We start from the raw sequence: 17688 nt of genomic DNA on the forward strand, positions 1-17688 counted from the left end.
GTCGGTGGGCTCCTGCACCATGGCTAGATGACCTCCGATCCGCTCGAGCGCTTCAGCGCGCTGACCCGCGAGTGGTTCACGGGCACGTTCGCCGAGCCCACCGCGGCGCAGGCGCAGGCCTGGTCGGCCATCGCCGACGGCGACAACACGCTGGTCATCGCACCGACCGGGTCCGGTAAGACGCTGGCCGCGTTCCTGTGGGCCATCGACCAACTGGCGTCGGCCGGGCCAAGAGGCGCCGGCACGCGGGTGTTGTACGTCTCGCCGCTGAAGGCGCTGGCCGTCGACGTCGAGCGCAACCTGCGCACGCCGCTGATCGGCGTCGGCCGGATCGCCGAACGGCGCGGGCTGGCCGCGCCGTCCATCAGCGTCGGGGTGCGGTCCGGCGACACCCCACCCGCCCAGCGCAGGGCGCTGATCACCAATCCGCCGGACGTCCTGATCACCACGCCCGAGTCGCTGTTCCTGATGCTGACGTCATCGGCCCGCGACACGCTGGCCGAGGTGCAGACGGTCATCGTCGACGAGGTGCACGCCGTCGCGGGCACCAAACGCGGCGCGCATCTGGCGCTGTCGCTGGAGCGGCTCGACCAGATTCTGGCCACCCCCGCACAGCGCATCGGGCTGTCCGCGACCGTTCGGCCGCCCGAGGAAGTGGCGCGATTCCTGTCCGGGCAGGCCAGGACGACGATCGTCGCGCCGCCGGCGGCCAAGACGTTCGACCTGTCGGTGCAGGTACCGGTGCCGGATATGGCGAATCTGGAAAACAACTCCATCTGGCCCGACGTCGAGGCGCGCATCGTCGATCTGATCGAGGCGCACCGCAGCTCGATCGTGTTCGCGAACTCGCGGCGGCTGGCCGAGCGGCTGACCTCGCGGCTCAACGAGATTCACGCCGAACGCAACGGCATCGAACTGCCTGACGGGCGCAATCCACAAGTCGGCGGCGGCTCCCCCGCCCAGCTGATGGCCAGCGGCCAGTCGCATGGCGCGCCCACCCTGCTGGCCCGCGCGCATCACGGCTCGGTCAGCAAGGAGCAGCGCGCGCTCGTCGAGGACGACCTGAAGAGCGGACGCCTGCGCGCCGTCGTCGCGACGTCCAGCCTGGAGTTGGGCATCGACATGGGCGCCGTCGATCTGGTGATCCAGGTCGAGGCGCCGCCGTCGGTGGCCAGTGGGCTGCAGCGGATCGGCCGGGCGGGGCACCAGGTCGGCGAGATCTCGCAGGGCGTGCTGTTTCCCAAGCACCGCACCGACCTGATCGGCTGCGCGGTGACGGTGAAGCGGATGCTGGCCGGCGAGATCGAGACCATGCACGTGCCCACCAATCCGCTCGACGTGTTGGCACAGCACACGGTGGCGGCGTGCGCGCTGGAGCCCATCGACGCCGACCGCTGGTTCGACGCGGTGCGGCGCAGCGCACCGTTCGCGACGTTGCCGCGCAGCGCATTCGAGGCGACGCTGGATCTGCTGTCGGGTAAGTACCCGTCCACCGAATTCGCCGAACTGCGGCCCCGGCTGGTGTACGACCGGGATGCGGGCACGCTGACCGGGCGGCCCGGCGCGCAGCGGCTGGCGGTCACTTCCGGCGGCGCCATCCCCGACCGCGGGCTGTTCACCGTATACTTGGCCACCGACTCCGAAAAACCTTCGCGGGTAGGCGAACTCGACGAGGAGATGGTCTACGAGTCGCGGCCGGGTGACGTGATCTCGCTCGGGGCGACCAGTTGGCGCATCACCGAGATCACCCACGACCGTGTGCTGGTCATTCCGGCGCCCGGCCAGCCTGCCCGGCTGCCGTTCTGGAAGGGTGACGGCGTCGGCAGGCCGGCCGAGTTGGGTGCCGCGGTCGGTGCGTTCACCGGTGAGTTGGCACGACTGGGCCACGACGAGTTCGTCGAGCGTTGCCGGGCAATGGGTTTCGATCAGTTCGCCTCCGACAACCTGTGGCAGTTGCTCGACGACCAGCGGCAGGCGACGGGCACCGTGCCGAGCGACAGCACGTTGATGGCCGAACGCTTCCGCGACGAGCTCGGGGACTGGCGGGTGATCCTGCACTCCCCCTACGGATTGCGGGTGCATGGGCCGCTGGCGTTGGCGGTGTCCCGGCGACTGCGCGAACGCTACGGCATCGACGAGAAGCCGACGGCGTCCGATGACGGCATCATCGTCCGGCTACCCGATACCGAGGACGCCGCGCCCGGTGCCGACCTGTTCGTCTTCGACGCCGACGAGATCGAACCGATCGTCACCGCCGAGGTGGGCGGTTCGGCGCTGTTCGCGTCGCGGTTCCGCGAATGTGCCGCTCGCGCTCTGCTTTTGCCACGGCGACATCCCGGCAAGCGGTCGCCGCTGTGGCATCAGCGGCAGCGTGCCGCGCAACTGCTCGACGTCGCCCGCAAGTATCCGGACTTCCCCATCGTGCTGGAGGCGGTTCGGGAGTGCCTTCAGGACGTCTACGACGTGCCCGCGCTGACCGAGCTGATGCACCGGGTGGCGCAGCGCCGGCTGCGGTTGGTCGAGGTGGAGACCTCGACACCATCTCCGTTCGCGGCGTCGCTGTTGTTCGGATACGTGGGCGCCTTCATGTACGAGGGCGACAGCCCGCTGGCCGAGCGCCGCGCCGCCGCCCTGTCGCTGGACAGCGTGCTGCTCGCCGAACTGCTCGGCCGTGTCGAGTTGCGTGAACTGCTCGATCCGCAGGTTATCGCAACCACCACCGGACAGTTGCAGCATCTGTCCGCCGACCGGTTGGCCCGTGACGCCGAGGGCGTCGCCGACCTGTTGCGGGTGCTCGGGCCGCTGACCGAACAGGAGATCGCCGACCGCTGCGCCACCAGGGACGTCGGCGGTTGGCTTGATGGTTTGCAGGCCGCCAAGCGGGCGCTGCGAGTGTCGTTCGCGGATCAAACCTGGTGGGCGGCAATCGAAGACATCGGCCTGCTGCGCGACGGCGTCGGGGTGGCGGTGCCGGTGGGGGTACCGACGGCGTTCACCGAATCGGTCGACGACCCGCTCGGCGAACTGTTGGGCCGCTACGCGCGCACCCACGGACCGTTCACCACGCGTGACGCCGCGGTACGGTTCGGCCTCGGCCTGCGGGTTACCGCCGACGTGCTGGGCCGGATGGCCATCGACGGCAAGCTGATCCGGGGTGAGTTCACCGATGCCACGGACAGCGAGCAATGGTGTGACGCAGACGTTTTGAAGATCCTGCGGCGCCGGTCGCTTGCGGCGTTGCGGGCGCAGGTGGAGCCGGTCAGCACGGCGGCCTACGGCCGGTTCCTGCCGTCGTGGCAGCAGGTGGGCACACACAATTCCGGTATCGACGGCCTGGCCTCGGTGATCGACCAGTTGGCCGGTGTGCCCGTCCCCGCATCGGCGGTGGAGCCGCTGGTGTTCGGGCAGCGGGTGCGCGACTACCAACCGGCGATGCTCGACGAACTGCTCGCCTCGGGCGAGGTCACCTGGTCGGGTGTCGGTCAGATCGGTGGCGGTGACGGCTGGATCGCGTTTCATCCGGCCGAGTCGGCGCCGTTGACGTTGGCCGCGCCCACCGAACTCGAGTTCACCGACGCGCATCGGGCGATCATGGACACCCTCGGTGCGGGCGGTGCGTATTTTTTCCGCCAGCTCGCCGGCGGTGGCGATGCCGAGCAGCTCAAACAGGCCCTGTGGGAATTGATTTGGGCGGGCTGGGTCACCGGCGACACGTTCGCACCGGTGCGCGCGATGCTGGCAGGCAGCCGTCGGTCGACGGGGCGCCGCGGCGCGCCTGCACACCGGCAACGGCAGCGGCCGCCGCGGTTGAGCCGCTACAGTGTCGCCCACGCCGCGGCGCGGCAGTCCGATCCGACGGTCGCGGGCCGGTGGTCGGCGCTGCCCGCGGCCGAACCGGAGTCGACGGTGCGGGCGCATTTCCAGGCCGAGTTGTTGCTCGGCAGACACGGCGTGCTGACCAAGGGTGCGGTCGGCGCCGAGGAAGTGCCGGGCGGCTTCGCGATGCTGTACAAGGTGCTGACCGCATTCGAGGAGGCGGGCCGCTGTCAGCGCGGCTACTTCGTCGAGTCGCTGGGCGGCGCGCAGTTCGCTGTCGCCTCGACGGTGGACCGCCTGCGGTCCTACCTCGACGGCGTCGACCAGGAGCGGCGCGAGTATCACGCGGTGGTCCTCGCGGCGGCCGATCCCGCCAATCCGTACGGCGCGGCGCTGCCGTGGCCGACACGGACGGGCGCCGACGACGATGTGGCGCACCGGCCGGGACGCAAGGCGGGCGCGCTGGTCGCGATCGTCGACGGGGAGCTCGCCTGGTACTTGGAGCGCGGCGGCCGCTCGCTGCTGAGCTTCACCGGCGACGCCGACGCGCATGTGCCGGCCGCGGCCGCGCTGACCGATCTGGTGGCTGCGGGACGCATCGGCTCGTTGCTCGTCGAGAAGATCAACGGCGTATCGGTGCTGGAACCGGTCGCCGAGGGTGAGCGCGCCGTGGTGCAGGAGGCGCTGCTGGGCGCCGGGTTCGCGCGCACCCCGAGGGGCCTGCGGTTGCGGTAGAGCCACAGTTGCAGATCAGGAGGCCCCCGGTGGGTTTCAACGGTACGAGTGTCGGGTTGGATGTGCATGCGCTTTCGGTGGTTGCGCATGCTGTCGACGAGGAAACGGGTCAACTCGAGGGGGCGCGGTTGTCGTGGAGCATTCCGGTGGCCTGGCCGATTTCGATGATGTACGCGTCGGAATCGCGCAGATAGCACCGTATCTCGACCTCACGGTCGAACTGGGGCGCGCAGGTGCCCGCCGACAGCGCGTCCCGTCGATACGAGGGCGGCTCGCGCTGGAACGCGGGGCAAGGACCTGTCGTTCGTCCCGTTGCGACCTGAACGCGTCGTCGAAGTCAGCTACGACTACATGGAAGGTGAAAGGTTTCGCCACACAACGTAGTTCAACCGGTGGCGCCCCGACCGCGAGCCGACGTCGTGCAGTTCCGGCCAACTGGAACGCCCGGTGACCTTCGACCTCGGCGATATCGTGCCCGGCCTCGGCCGTCAGCCAGGCTCTGCCGGACGACGCCATTCTTCGCCATTGGTCAGAGCGCGCGCGACGGCTGCGGTCCATCCAGCGGCCTCGCGTCTGCGGACGCGGGCTTCCATTCTCGGATACCATGCCGCGGCCACGTGGCGATTGGCGCGTAGCGCCGCGACATCCGGCCAGTAACCGACGGCGAGACCAGCGGCGTACGCCGCACCCAGTGACACTGTTTCAGAGACGAACGGCCGCACCACCGGAACGTTGAGGACGTCGGCGTTGAATTGCATCAGTAGATGATTGGAGGTCATGCCGCCGTCGACCGCCAGCCGCGCAAGCGGCACCCCGGAGTCGATTTTCATCGCGTTCACCACCTCCCAGGTCTGCCACGCCGTCGCTTCGAGCACGGCCCGCGCCAAGTGGCCCTTGGTTATATAGGACGTCAGCCCGACGAAGATACCTCTGGCTTCCGAATCCCAATGTGGCGCAAACAGTCCAGAGAACGCCGGCACGATGTAGCACCCACCGTTGTCGTCGACACTGCGCGCCAGCGTCTCGATCTGCGGTGCGGTGGCGATGACACCCAACGAGTCGCGGAACCACTGAACCAGCGAACCGGCCACCGCGATCGGCCCCTCCAGCGCGTACATCGGGGCATGGCCCGGCGCTGCATAGGCCACCGTCGGCAGCAGACCGTGCGGAGACTCGACAATCGAGGTGCCGACATTCATCAACAGGAACGCGCCGGTGCCATACGTACATTTGGCGTCGCCGGGGTCGAAGCACATCTGGCCGAACAACGCAGCCTGCTGGTCGCCGATGGCAGCTGCGATCGGCACACCCGGCAACACGACCGAGCATCGAGCGTAGACCTCGCTGTTGGACACGATCCTGGGCATCATCGGCTCCGGGATATCCAGCAGTCCAAGGAGTTTGGAGCTCCACTGCATCAAACGCAAGTCCATGAACAGCGTTCTGCTGGCATTGGTCACGTCGGTGACATGGATCCCGTGTTTGGGTCCGCCCGTGAGGTTCCAGATCAACCACGACTCGAGCGTGCCGAACAGTGCTTCTCCCGCTCGTGCCCTCGACTCGAGACCGCGGACATTGTCGAGCAGCCAGCGCAATCGCGGTGCGACGAAATACGCCGCCGGTCGGAATCCCGCGATGCGTCGAAACACCTCGGCGTCGGGACTTATCTGGTCCACCACCGGACCCGTCCTGGTGTCCTGCCACGTGATCGCGGGGGCCAGCGGATGGCCGGTGCGGCGGTCCCACACCACAGTCGTCTCGCGTTGGTTGGCGATCCCGATGGCCGCCACATTGGACGCCTCCAACCCGGCGGCGCGCAGCGCATCGGGCACGATCCGGCACACATTGCGCCACAGTTCCAGCGCGTCCTGCTCGGCCCAGCCCGGCCGCGGGAAGGACTGCCGCTGCTCACGCTGCGCGATCGCCACCATGCGGCCGCGGTGATCGAACAACATGCAGCGAGCCGAGGTGGTGCCCAGGTCGATCGCAGCGACCACGCGCTGTTCGGTCACCGTGTTGGCTGCAGGGCGTGGATCACTGCCGCGGCAGCATGCCGCAGCTCCGAGAGGACATCCGCATCAGGTGACCCGTCACGACCAAGCAGCGATTCCGGTGGCCCGAGCACCGCCATGGCCGCGACTGTCGACCGGCTCCGACCATGGACCGGCACCGCGACACCCGCGAGGTCCGGATCGTACTCACCGCTGGCGGACGCCACGCCGGAGCGCCGGACCCGTTCGATCTCGTCGGTCAGTCGTGCGCGGTTCACCGATGTCCTGACAGTGAAGCGTTCGAGCCTGAGGTTGCGCAAAATGCGTTCGCGGCGCGGCGAATACGCCAGTACGAGTTTGCCGCACGCGGTAGCGTGCAGTGGTATCCGCTCCCCGACACGCAGCGTTTGAGGAGTGTCGTCGGGTCGGAACACATGATGCACAACGTCGGCCTCGTGACCGTTCAGCAACGTCATCAGCACTTCGAATCCCGAAGACAGTGCGAGTGCGTCGGCCCAGACCATCGAGATCGACCGCAGGTCATTTCCGTCCAATTCCACGCCGTCGCGTGAATATGCGCGCGGCCCTGGCGAATAACTGCCCGTGTCGGGATCCTGCTGGAGGTAGTCCACCTCGACCAGAGTGCGCACGATTCCGTGAACCGTGGCCTTGGACAGTTGCATGTCCTGGACGATGTCGCGCAGTTGGAGCGGCCTGCCGCTTTGCTCGATCAAATCCATTATGGCTGCGGCGCGTTCGATCGATTGGATAGATCCGGGCATCGGGCCTACTCCTCACTGTCGGTGGCGCTACGCGACGAATATCACAGGTGGAGCGCGTCATCCATCCAGGTCTCGTCGTCACGCCACGAAACGTTCGACATTGTCGAACAACTCCGATTGATGGCCGTCACATTCCCGCATAGCTTCGCACCATCTCACAGTGCGGCACGGCCACCGCGGTGCAGTGCACCGTCGCGCCCCACGCCAAAGCTCGAAAGTCCCATCAGCACAAGCGCACAAGGAAGTGAGCAATGAAAGTTTCGACGAGGACCAAGCATCCTCTCATCGGCGAACTGTCCGCTGAACTCCTGGGCACCGCGATTTTGATTCTCTTCGGCTGCGGGGTGGTCGCCCAGGTCGTCGCGGGCGGATTCCCGAAGTCGGTTGGAGCAGGCGACCACAACTCGATCGCCTTCGGGTGGGGCCTGGGCGTGACGATGGCCGTCTTTGTCGCCGGTCGGCTCAGCGGTGCCCATCTCAATCCCGCAGTGACGGTGGCGTTGACGGTGTTCAAAGGTTTCGACAGGCGCAAAGTGCTGCCGTACATCAGCGCTCAGTTCGCGGGCGCCTTCGTCGGTGCACTGATCGTCAGGTTCGTCTATGCCGACCAGATTGCCGTTGTCGATCCCGGCCACACCAAGGCAACTCAAGGGATTTTCTCGACCTCGCCCGGCACGGGCGTTTCCACCGCCACTGCCTTTGCCGACCAGATCGTCGGAACCGCGGTACTGGTGATCGTCATCCTCGCAGTGACCACGGCAGGAAACAATCCGCCGCTTGCCAACCTGGCACCGCTGATCATCGGGCTCCTGGTGGTCGGAATCGGCATGGCGTGGGGCACCAATGCCGGTTACGCGATCAACCCCGCGCGCGACTTCGGTCCGCGGCTGGCGTCCTGGATCACCGGCTACAACGACGCCATGTTCTCGGCCAACGGTCCTGAGCTCTATTTCTGGGTGCCGATCATCGCCCCGCTCATCGGTGGTCTGATCGGTGGTGCGGTGTTCGTCTTCGGGATCGAGCGATACCTGCCCACCGCGTTGGAACTGCCCCAGGAAGTCGGAGTCGTTGAGCCCTCCGCAATGACCAACAGCTGACCGTCCGCTCACCCCATCGCAGAGACAGGAATTCTTCTATGCCCGACTTCGTCGGATCCGTCGACCAAGGAACCACCAGCACGCGGTTCATGGTGTTCGACCATGGTGGCAACGTCGTCGCCCAGCACCAACTCGAACACGAGCAGATCCTGCCGCGAGCCGGTTGGGTAGAGCACAATCCCGTCGAGATCTGGGAGCGGACGTCGTCGGTCATCCAGACCGCGCTGGGCAAGAGCGGGCTGGTGAGCAGCGACCTGGCCGCTATGGGCATCACCAACCAGCGCGAGACAACGGTGGTGTGGAACAGGCACACCGGCAGGCCCTACTACAACGCCATCGTGTGGCAGGACACCCGAACCGACCGCATCGCCAGCGCATTGGACGCCGACGGCCACGGGGAGACCATCAGGCACAAGGCCGGTCTGCCGCCGGCCACCTATTTCTCCGGCGGCAAGATCCAGTGGATCCTCGACAACGTCGACGGCGTCCGCGCGGCCGTCGAGAACGGTGACGCGCTGTTCGGCAATACCGACTCATGGCTGCTGTGGCACCTCACCGGCGGCGCCAGCGGTGGCACACACGTCACCGACGTGACCAATGCCAGTCGCACCATGTTGATGAACCTGGAAACCCTCGATTGGGACGACGAACTGCTGACTTTGTTCGGCATCCCACGGCAAATGCTGCCCAGGATCGTGCCTTCGTCGTCGCCCGAACCGTATGGCGTCACCCTCGCCGGCGGCCCACTCGGCGGTGAAGTACCGCTCACCGGCGCGCTCGGCGATCAGCAGGCTGCCACCGTCGGGCAGGTGTGTTTCGCACCCGGTGAGGCCAAGAACACCTATGGCACAGGCAATTTCATGTTGCTCAACACGGGAACCGACATCGTGCGTTCCAAAGCCGGGCTGCTGACCACGGTTGCCTACAAATTGGGCGACGCCGATGCCGTGTATGCGCTGGAAGGTTCGATCGCCGTCACGGGGTCAGCCGTGCAGTGGTTGCGTGATCAGCTGGGAATCATCAGTGGCGCAGCACAATCGGAGACGCTGGCCCGACAGGTTTCCGACAACGGAGGGGTTTACTTCGTGCCGGCGTTCTCCGGCCTGTTTGCACCCTATTGGCGCTCGGATGCCCGCGGGGCGATCGTCGGACTCTCGCGCTTCAACAACAACGCCCATGTCGCCCGCGCGACGCTCGAGGCGATCTGCTATCAGAGCCGCGACGTCGTCGATGCGATGGAGGCGGATTCCGGTGTACACCTGGAGGTCTTGAAGGTCGACGGCGGTATCACCGCCAACGACCTCTGCATGCAGATTCAGGCTGATGTGCTCGGCGTGGACGTGGTCAAGCCCGTCGTCGCCGAAACCACCGCCCTGGGCTCGGCGTACGCGGCCGGGTTGGCCGTCGGCTTCTGGAAGAACACCGACGAACTGCGCAAGAACTGGCTCGAAGACAAACGCTGGCAATCGACCTGGTCCGACGAACAACGCGAGACGGGGTATGCGCAATGGCGTAAGGCCGTCGAGCGAACGCTGGACTGGGTCGACGTCGGCTGACGCCGGCAATCCATAAGCGCCCCAGACGAATACGAAAGACAAGGTACCGATATGGAGGCGGTGGCGCTCTCCCCCGCCAATCGCGCGGCCGCACTGGCGGACCTCGCGGCCAACCCGCTCGACATCGTGGTGATCGGCGGTGGGGTCGTCGGTGCTGGCGCCGCACTCGATGCGGCCACCCGGGGCTTGAAAATAGGGCTGGTCGAAGCCCGCGATCTCGCCTCGGGCACCTCCAGCCGGTCGAGCAAGTTGATCCACGGCGGTCTTCGCTACTTGGAGATGCTGGATTTCCGGTTGGTCGCCGAGGCCCTGTCCGAACGCGGGCTGATGCTCGAGAGGCTGGCGCCGCACCTGGTGAAGCCCGTGAAATTTCTCTACCCGCTCAAGCATCGGGGATGGGAGCGCATCTACACCGCCGCCGGGCTCACGCTCTACGACGCGATGTCCAAGGCGTCCGGACACGGAGCCGGGATCCCGCTGCACCGCCACCTCACCCGCCGTGGCGCGTTGCGAGCGGCTCCATCCCTGAGCAAGGATGCGCTTGTCGGCGCACTGGTGTACTCAGACGCCCAGGTCGACGATGCCAGGCACACCATGACGATCGCGCGCACCGCGGCCGCATACGGTGCGCGTATCGCTACCCGCACCCGGGTGGTGGATCTCATCCGCGAGGGTGAACGCGTCACCGGGGTCCGCGTCGTCGATCTGGAGTCGAACCGCACCTACCCGGTGCGGGCACGCCAGGTGATCAACGCCACCGGCGTCTGGACCGACGAAACCCAGGGGCTGGCCAACGAGCGCGGCCAATTCCATGTCCGCGCGAGCAAGGGAATTCATCTGGTCGTTCCTCGTGACCGCATACGGTCCTCCACCGGGATTATCCTGCGGACCGAGAAGTCGGTTCTGTTCGTGATCCCGTGGGGCCGACACTGGATCATCGGAACCACCGATACCGAATGGTCGCTCGACAAGGCACATCCGGCGGCCAGCCTGAAGGATATCCGCTACCTGCTCGGCCAGGTCAACACCGTGCTGCGGGCACCGCTGACCGAAGCCGACGTCGAGGGTGTCTACGCGGGTCTGCGTCCGCTTCTTGCCGGTGAATCCGCGGATACCTCCACGTTGTCGCGGGAACACGCCGTCGGTCACAGTGTGCCTGGCCTGGTGGTGATCGCGGGCGGTAAGTACACCACGTACCGGGTGATGGCCAAGGATGCGGTCGACGAGGCCGTGCACGGTTTGGGGCAGGCCTTCGACCGCAGGATCCCGAACTGTATGACGCAGAACGTGCCGTTACTGGGTGCCGACGGTTACCACGCGCTGTGGAACGCCCGCCACCAGTTGGCCGCGGACTCGGGTCTGAGCGAGCCGCGGATCACCCATCTGCTCAACCGGTACGGATCGATGATCGGCGAGGTACTCGGCCTCGTTCGAGATGACCCGGCCTTGGGCTCCCCCCTGCCCGCTGCCGATGACTACCTGCGCGCAGAGGTGGTATACGCCACCACCCACGAGGGTGCGCTGCATCTCGACGACGTGTTGTGTCGCCGGACGCGGATCTCGATAGAGACCTTCGACCGGGGCACCGATTCCTGTCGGGAGGTCGCCGACCTGATGGCGCCGTTGCTGGGATGGTCCGACGAGCACAAGGCGCTCGAAATCGACCACTACCTTGCGCGGGTCGCGGCCGAGCGGGAAAGCCAGACCATGCCCGACGACGAGACCGCCGACGGTGCGCGGATGGGCGCGGCCGAGATCGTGCCCGTCGGTCCATTGTGATCCGCATCGGCTCAGCCCATGAGGGAAGCTGATCTCGATCTCGGCGATATCGTGCCGGGCCGTCGACGAGCGGGGCTACTGCCACGATGGCGTTAACCCATGCGCTGGCAGCCGTCGCATCCCTGACGGTGGCGGCTCGCGTGCCAAGGCGACCCACGTCCGATTGCCGCCCGAGGCCTTCAACCTCGAGTCAACCCCCAAACCGTCTGGCCGCGACGCCTACAGTTCGACACATGGCGCTGCGCACGGCACTGACGTCAATGTTCGACATCGACCATCCCGTCGTACTGGCCCCGATGGGCGGGGTGTCGGGCGGCGCATTGGCGAGCGCCGTGTCCGAGGGCGGCGGGCTCGGCCTGATAGGTGCGGGCCGCGGCGATGTGCAGTGGCTGGACCGGGAATGCGAAACGGCCCGGGCGGCGACGTCGAAGCCGTGGGGCATCGGGTTTTTGACATGGGCCATCGACGAACGAGCAATCGAAGCCGCCCTGAACTGGTCACCGGCGGCCGTCATGCTGTCGTTCGGCGATCCCGCGCCGTTCGCGCCGATGATCCGCGCCGAGGGCGTCGCATTGATGGTTCAGGTGACGTCGCTCGACGAAGCGCGGCGCGCGCTGGAGGTCGGCGCGAATGTCGTTGTGGCACAAGGGTTGGAGGCCGGCGGGCACGGCGGAGGCCGGGCGACGCTGCCGTTCGTCCCTGCGGTGGTGGACATTGCGGGCGCGACGCCGGTGCTGGCCGCGGGCGGTATCGCCGACGGCCGCGGACTGGCGGCCGCGCTGATGCTCGGCGCAGCAGGGGCGATGATCGGCACCAGGTTCGAGGCCACCCCCGAGGCGTTGCTCGAGCCCGAGGAGGTCAACGCCATCACCGCGGCGCAGGCGTCCGACACCGTCCGCGGCCGCGTGTTGGACATCGCCACCCACGCGGGTTGGCCCGCCCGCTATCCGGCGCGGACACTGCGCAACCGCTTCACCGATGTGTGGCAGGGACGGGAAGCCGAGTTGGAATCCGACGAAGCCGCGTTGGCGGAGTTCGATGCCGCCGTCACCCGCGCTGACCGTGACTACCTACCGATCTGGGCGGGGGAAGCCGTCGACATGGTCAACGAAATGGATTCAGCCAGCGCGGTCGTCGCGCGCATCGCGGCGCAGGCCGAGTCGACGATCGCCGGGGCGTTGGCGTGATCACCACACCGTTCGGCGCCTCGTCGACGGCCGCGGAGGTCATCGCGGGCGTCGACCTGTCCGGTAAACGGGCGATCGTCACCGGCGCGTCCTCGGGGATCGGCGTCGAGACCGCGCGGGCGTTGGCGGCCGCGGGCGCGGCGGTCACGCTCGCAGTGCGCAACATGCAGGCGGGTGCACGGGTGGCCTCCGACATCACGGCTCAGACCGGCAGCGACGCAGTCACCGTCGGCGCATTAGAACTGGCCGACCTTGCCAGTGTGCACGCCTTCGCCGCGGCATGGACTGGGCCGCTGGACGTACTGGTGAACAACGCGGGCGTGATGGCGATCCCGGAGTTGACGATGTCGGCCAGCGGACACGAAATGCAGTTCGCGACAAACCATTTGGGGCATTTCGCGCTCGCATTGGCGCTGCACGATGCGCTGGCCGCGGCGGGCTCGGCCCGCATCGTGTCGGTGAGTTCAGGCGGGCACCTGCGCTCGCCGGTCGTGTTCGACGACATCGACTACGCGTTCCGCGACTACGACCCGTTCGGCGCCTACGGACAGTCGAAGACCGCCAACGTGTTGTTCGCAGTCGAGGCGACCCGGCGGTGGGCCGCCGCCGGCATCGTCGCCAACGCGCTGATGCCAGGCGCGATCTTCACTCAGTTGGGCCGCCACGTCGACATGGGCAAGGCAGCCGCCGCGATGCGGGGCCAGCGGGCGATCAAGACGGTGGAACAAGGCGCGGCGACATCGGTGTTACTGGCCGCCTCGCCGCTGATCGACGGTGTCGGCGGCCGCTACTTCGAGAACTGCAACGAAGCCGAGCGGGTCAGCAGGCGCGGGGTGCCGGGGTCGGGCGGCGTCGCGCCGTATGCGCTCGATCCCGCCAATGCCGAACGGCTGTGGGAAATCTCGCTGCGGATGGTGGCCGATGCCTGAGGGCGACACCGTCTTCCATACCGCCGCCATCCTGCGCGAGGCGCTGCTCGGTAAGACGTTGACGCGGTGTGATGTCCGGGTGCCGAAGTACGCGACCGTCGACCTGACCGGGCAAGTGGTCGACGAGGTGATCAGTCGCGGCAAACATCTGTTCATCCGGGTGGGCCCGGCCAGCATCCATTCGCATCTGAAGATGGAAGGCAGCTGGAAGGTCAACCCGGTCACGAAGCCAAGCAGGGCCGGGTACCGGATCCGGATCATCCTGGAAACAGCGGACATTCAGGCGGCCGGTATCGACCTGGGTGTACTGGAGGTGCTCGAGCGCGATCACGATATGGAGGTCGTCGACCATCTCGGACCTGATCTCCTCGGCGACGACTGGGACCCGCAGATTGCGGCGGCGAACCTGACGGCCGATCCCGATCGGCCGTTGTCGGAGACGCTGCTCGACCAACGGGTGATGGCCGGAGTAGGGAACGTCTACTGCAACGAACTGTGCTTCGTCACCGGTTACCTACCGACCGCTCCTGTCAGAAACGTGAAGGATCCGCTGCGGATGGTGCAGCGGGCCCGGGACATGTTGTGGCTGAACCGGTCTCGGTGGAACCGCACCACCACCGGCAACACCCGTCACGGCCAGGATGTATGGGTCTACGGCCGCGAAGGGAAACCGTGCCGCAGGTGCGGGACGCCGATTCGGTCGGATCGAACCGGTGATCGTGTCACGTACTGGTGCCCGGTCTGTCAAACCTGACCCGGATGGTGTCGAGATCCCGGTGCCCACGCAGCGCGTCGACGAGTTCGGGTGAACCGCTTACTCGTGTCGCGTTCAGGTCGTAGTCGGTGTAGATCAGCCAGGAGTGATCGGCAGGCCAGATGTTGTTCGGCGTCAAGGTGTGAATGCGTGCCAGTGTTGACAATTCGCGGAGATCGCCCGCGAAGACGGTGGCATCTTCTGGCATGAAAGCAACTACGCCGTAGTAGAAGCCGCAATCGGCTACCGCGTGCGCCGAGGTGTGCTCGGCCAGCACCGCGATCACACCATCTAGGCTCTCCGCGTCGAGTGAACCCTCGGTGGGCGGCAGAATGCTGACGGGCCAACTGGATTGGCCCGTAGGCCCGATGGCCGGATGAGCCGCGGCGGGGATGACGCCGGGATCCTCCCAATCGGCGTTCACAGCCCAGCAGCCGAAGCCCTCGCGGGCGCCCAGTTCGCACCACGTCAGCCGTCGCCACGGCGGTGGCGGCTTCTCGGCGAACCCGAGCCCGCCTCCGATGGCCGCTTCTTGCAGCCCGGCCGCTATTGCCTGCTGGCGCAACTCGTGATAGGTGAGGTTCGCAGGCATGTCGTCGCGTTCGTAGATCGCGTTGAGCACCCAGGCCGCCGCCGGCCACGGGCCGATCGGGTCGAAGCCCGTGTAGCCGCTCTCGGGCGGCCAGGTATCGCCACAGAGCCAGCGCATCGCGTCGGCCGCTTCGTCAGCCTCCAGAGTGCGCAACGCCGCACCTTTCTAAACCACCTACCGCGCCGAGACTACGGTTTGTGACGGATTTTGGCCGATTCTCCATCAGAAACCGTAGTCTCGGCGCGGGGCGCGGGGCGCGGGGCGCGGGCGCGGCGGTCACCGGCGCGGCAGCGCCAGCCTCACGATCTTGCGGACCACCGTGGCGAACTGTCGCGGCAACGGGCCCGTGTTGTACGGGACACCGTACCGGCCACAGATCTCGCGCACCTCTTCGGAGATTTCGGCGTGCCGGTGCGCCGGAATGTCGGGGAACAGGTGATGCTCGATCTGGAACGACAGGTTGCCGCTCAGGATGTGAAAGAGCTTGCCGCCGGTCAGGTTCGCCGATCCGAGGACCTGCCGGAAGTACCACATCCCGCGGGTCTCGGCCTTGGTCTCCTCGATCGAGAACTCCTGCACGTCGTCGGGAAAGTGCCCGCAGAAGATGATCATGAACGACCAGACGTTGCGGATCAGGTTTGCGGTCACGTCGCCCGCGAACACCCACGGCGCGAACGGTCCGGCCAGCAGCGGGAAGGCGACGTAGTCTTTGAGCGTCTGCCGCTTGGTCTTACGCCAGATGCCTTCCAGGATCTCGCGTTTGTCGGCGAGGGTGATCTCGCCGGCACGAATCCGCTCGGTCTCCAGTTCGTGCAGCGCGACGCCGTACTGGAACAGCACCATCAACAGGAACGCGTACACCGGGTTGCCGAGGAAGTAGGGGCGCCACTTCTGGTCCTCGCTCATCCGCAGGATGCCGTAGCCGATGTCGCGGTCCATCCCGACGATGTTCGTATAGGTGTGGTGCATGTAGTTGTGCGAGTGCCGCCACTGGTCGCCAGGGCATGCGGTGTCCCACTCGAAACCCCGACTGGAGATCGCCGGATCGCCCATCCAGTCGTACTGGCCGTGCATCACGTTGTGGCCGATCTCCATGTTGTCGACAATCTTCGACAGGGCCAGCATCGCGGTGCCCGCCAGCCAGAACGGCGGGAAGATCCCGCCGAACAACAGCGCCCGTCCGCCGACCTCGAGTGCCCTCTGCGCCTTGATGATTCGACGGATGTACGTGGCGTCACGCTCGCCAAGGTCGGCGATCACCCGCTCGCGCAGCGCGTCGAGTTCACGGCCGAACGCCTCGGCCTGCTCTCCAGTCATGGTGACGGTCTTTCCAGCGACCGTCTTCGTCACGGTTTTGGGTTGAGTCACGGTTGGTGCAGTCATTTTCAGCTCCTCAGAATCTAGAGCGCGATGTCGACGTCGCCGACGGGGACGGTCACGCAGATCTGCACGTCCTCCTGTTCGACGCTCGACACCGCTTGGGTGATCAGGTTTTTCACCGCGCCGCGGGTCTTGCGGCGGGTGCAGCTGTGGCAGATGCCCATCCGGCATCCGCTTTCGGGTGTGAGGCCGGCGGATTCAGCCTGCTCGAGCAGCGGCCGCCCATCGTCGACGAGCTGAACGCCGCTGTCGGTCAACGAAATCCGACCGCCGGACGCCTCGGCCGGCACGTCGAACACCGGCGGCACGAAGCTCTCCGAGCGCACGTTGCGGCAGTGCTCGCGGACGGCATCCACCAGAGCCAACGGCCCGCAGACGAAGACCGCCTCTGGGTCGGGCATCGCCGCAGCCAGGTGCTCGGGACCGAATCGGCCGTCGAGGTCCGAGCCCGCCGTCGCGCGGGTGTAGCCGTGCAGAACACGCACGCCTCGCATCGCCTCGAGTTCGGTGCGGTAGCACGCTTCGTCGGCCGAACGCGCGTAGTGGATGAACGCGATCTCGCCGGTGAATCCCGTGGTCCGCATCGTGCGCAGCATCGACATCACCGGCGTGATGCCGCTGCCGCCGGAGACGAAAAGGATGCGCCGCGGCAGCGCGTCGGGCAGCACGAAGTCACCGCCCACCGAATCCAGCCCGACGACCATGCCCGGCCGAGCGTGGTCGCAGAGGTGGGTCGACACCAGCCCGCCGTCGTGGCGGCCGATGGTCAGTTCGATGTGCGAGGCGCCCTCCGCGCTCGCCGGTGAGTAGGGCCGGGTCCGGCGACGGCCGTTGATCTCGACGGTGAGGTTGACGTGCTGGCCGGCGCGGAAGCCGGAAAACGCCCGGTTGGGCTCGAGAGTCAGGGTGACACTGCGCGGAGTTTGCCTGCGCACCGCGACGATCTTGGCCCGGGCGTCGCCCGCGGTCCAAGTCGGGGCGACCAGCTCCGTGTACCGGTCCACGCCGTGCGGCGCGGTGAGCAGGTCAAATATTTGAGTGAACATATGTACACCGTGCGTGATGCCCGTTGATCGCGTCAACCAATTCG

At 66.9% G+C, this 17688-nt stretch carries 13 protein-coding genes and 1 pseudogene; 9 read left to right on the forward strand and 5 right to left on the reverse strand.

What is annotated here, in order from left to right:
* The first annotated feature begins 27 nt into the window (after positions 1–27).
* The 3 genes and pseudogenes from A5724_RS22015 to ligC all read left to right on the forward strand — a co-directional run.
* The gene (locus tag A5724_RS22015) at positions 28–4551 is read left to right on the forward strand and encodes an ATP-dependent helicase (RefSeq protein ID WP_067807091.1); all 4524 of its coding nucleotides are present in this window, start codon (positions 28–30) and stop codon (positions 4549–4551) included.
* Positions 4552–4580: 29 nt separating this feature from the next.
* Positions 4581–4745, forward strand: a complete 165-nt coding sequence (locus A5724_RS34250) for a hypothetical protein (protein ID WP_197518747.1) — start codon at positions 4581–4583, stop codon at positions 4743–4745.
* 72 nt (positions 4746–4817) lie between these two features.
* A pseudogene (gene ligC, locus A5724_RS33270) lies at positions 4818–5037 on the forward strand (ATP-dependent DNA ligase); the annotation flags it as partial.
* A 2-nt stretch (positions 5038–5039) separates the two neighbouring features.
* Here ligC and glpK (A5724_RS22020) read toward each other — a convergent pair.
* Positions 5040–6563, reverse strand: a complete 1524-nt coding sequence (gene glpK, locus A5724_RS22020) for a glycerol kinase GlpK (RefSeq protein ID WP_082965195.1) — start codon at positions 6561–6563, stop codon at positions 5040–5042.
* Positions 6560–7324: an IclR family transcriptional regulator gene (locus A5724_RS22025; protein ID WP_067807094.1), complete on the reverse strand. Its 765-nt coding sequence runs from the start codon at positions 7322–7324 to the stop codon at positions 6560–6562. Before A5724_RS22025 ends, glpK (A5724_RS22020) begins: the two co-directional genes overlap by 4 nt.
* A 284-nt stretch (positions 7325–7608) precedes the next feature.
* On the opposite strand from A5724_RS22025, the gene A5724_RS22030 reads away from it, so the two are divergent.
* From A5724_RS22030 to nei2, 6 genes are all read left to right on the forward strand, one after another.
* On the forward strand, positions 7609–8421 hold the full coding sequence (locus A5724_RS22030; protein WP_197518752.1) for an MIP/aquaporin family protein: 813 nt from the start codon (positions 7609–7611) through the stop codon (positions 8419–8421).
* A gap of 38 nt (positions 8422–8459) precedes the next feature.
* Positions 8460–9977, forward strand: a complete 1518-nt coding sequence (gene glpK / locus A5724_RS22035) for a glycerol kinase GlpK (RefSeq protein ID WP_067807100.1) — start codon at positions 8460–8462, stop codon at positions 9975–9977.
* Positions 9978–10028: 51 nt separating this feature from the next.
* Entirely contained in the window at positions 10029–11756 is a 1728-nt protein-coding gene (locus tag A5724_RS22040) for a glycerol-3-phosphate dehydrogenase/oxidase (protein ID WP_067807103.1), read from the forward strand.
* Positions 11757–11989: 233 nt separating this feature from the next.
* Entirely contained in the window at positions 11990–12943 is a 954-nt protein-coding gene (locus A5724_RS22045; RefSeq protein WP_067807107.1) for a nitronate monooxygenase family protein, read from the forward strand.
* A complete protein-coding gene (locus A5724_RS22050; protein ID WP_067807110.1) occupies positions 12940–13872 on the forward strand; it encodes an SDR family NAD(P)-dependent oxidoreductase in 933 nt (310 codons plus the stop codon). Before A5724_RS22045 ends, A5724_RS22050 begins: the two co-directional genes overlap by 4 nt.
* Positions 13865–14626, forward strand: a complete 762-nt coding sequence (nei2, locus tag A5724_RS22055) for an endonuclease VIII Nei2 (RefSeq protein ID WP_067807113.1) — start codon at positions 13865–13867, stop codon at positions 14624–14626. Before A5724_RS22050 ends, nei2 begins: the two co-directional genes overlap by 8 nt.
* Here nei2 and A5724_RS22060 read toward each other — a convergent pair.
* The 3 genes from A5724_RS22060 to A5724_RS22070 all read right to left on the reverse strand — a co-directional run bounded on the left by A5724_RS22060 (position 14595) and on the right by A5724_RS22070 (position 17644).
* Positions 14595–15371 carry a hypothetical protein gene (locus A5724_RS22060; protein WP_067807115.1) on the reverse strand — a complete coding sequence of 259 codons (777 nt, stop codon included), beginning with the start codon at positions 15369–15371 and terminating at the stop codon, positions 14595–14597. The genes nei2 and A5724_RS22060 overlap by 32 nt on opposite strands.
* A 123-nt stretch (positions 15372–15494) precedes the next feature.
* On the reverse strand, positions 15495–16601 hold the full coding sequence (locus tag A5724_RS22065) for a fatty acid desaturase (protein ID WP_067807117.1): 1107 nt from the start codon (positions 16599–16601) through the stop codon (positions 15495–15497).
* Between the two features lie 17 nt (positions 16602–16618).
* Positions 16619–17644: a ferredoxin reductase gene (locus A5724_RS22070; protein ID WP_067807121.1), complete on the reverse strand. Its 1026-nt coding sequence runs from the start codon at positions 17642–17644 to the stop codon at positions 16619–16621.
* Between the last annotated feature and the right edge of the window lie 44 nt (positions 17645–17688).

The organism is Mycobacterium sp. ACS1612, from assembly GCF_001667505.1.
Taxonomy (GTDB): domain Bacteria; phylum Actinomycetota; class Actinomycetes; order Mycobacteriales; family Mycobacteriaceae; genus Mycobacterium.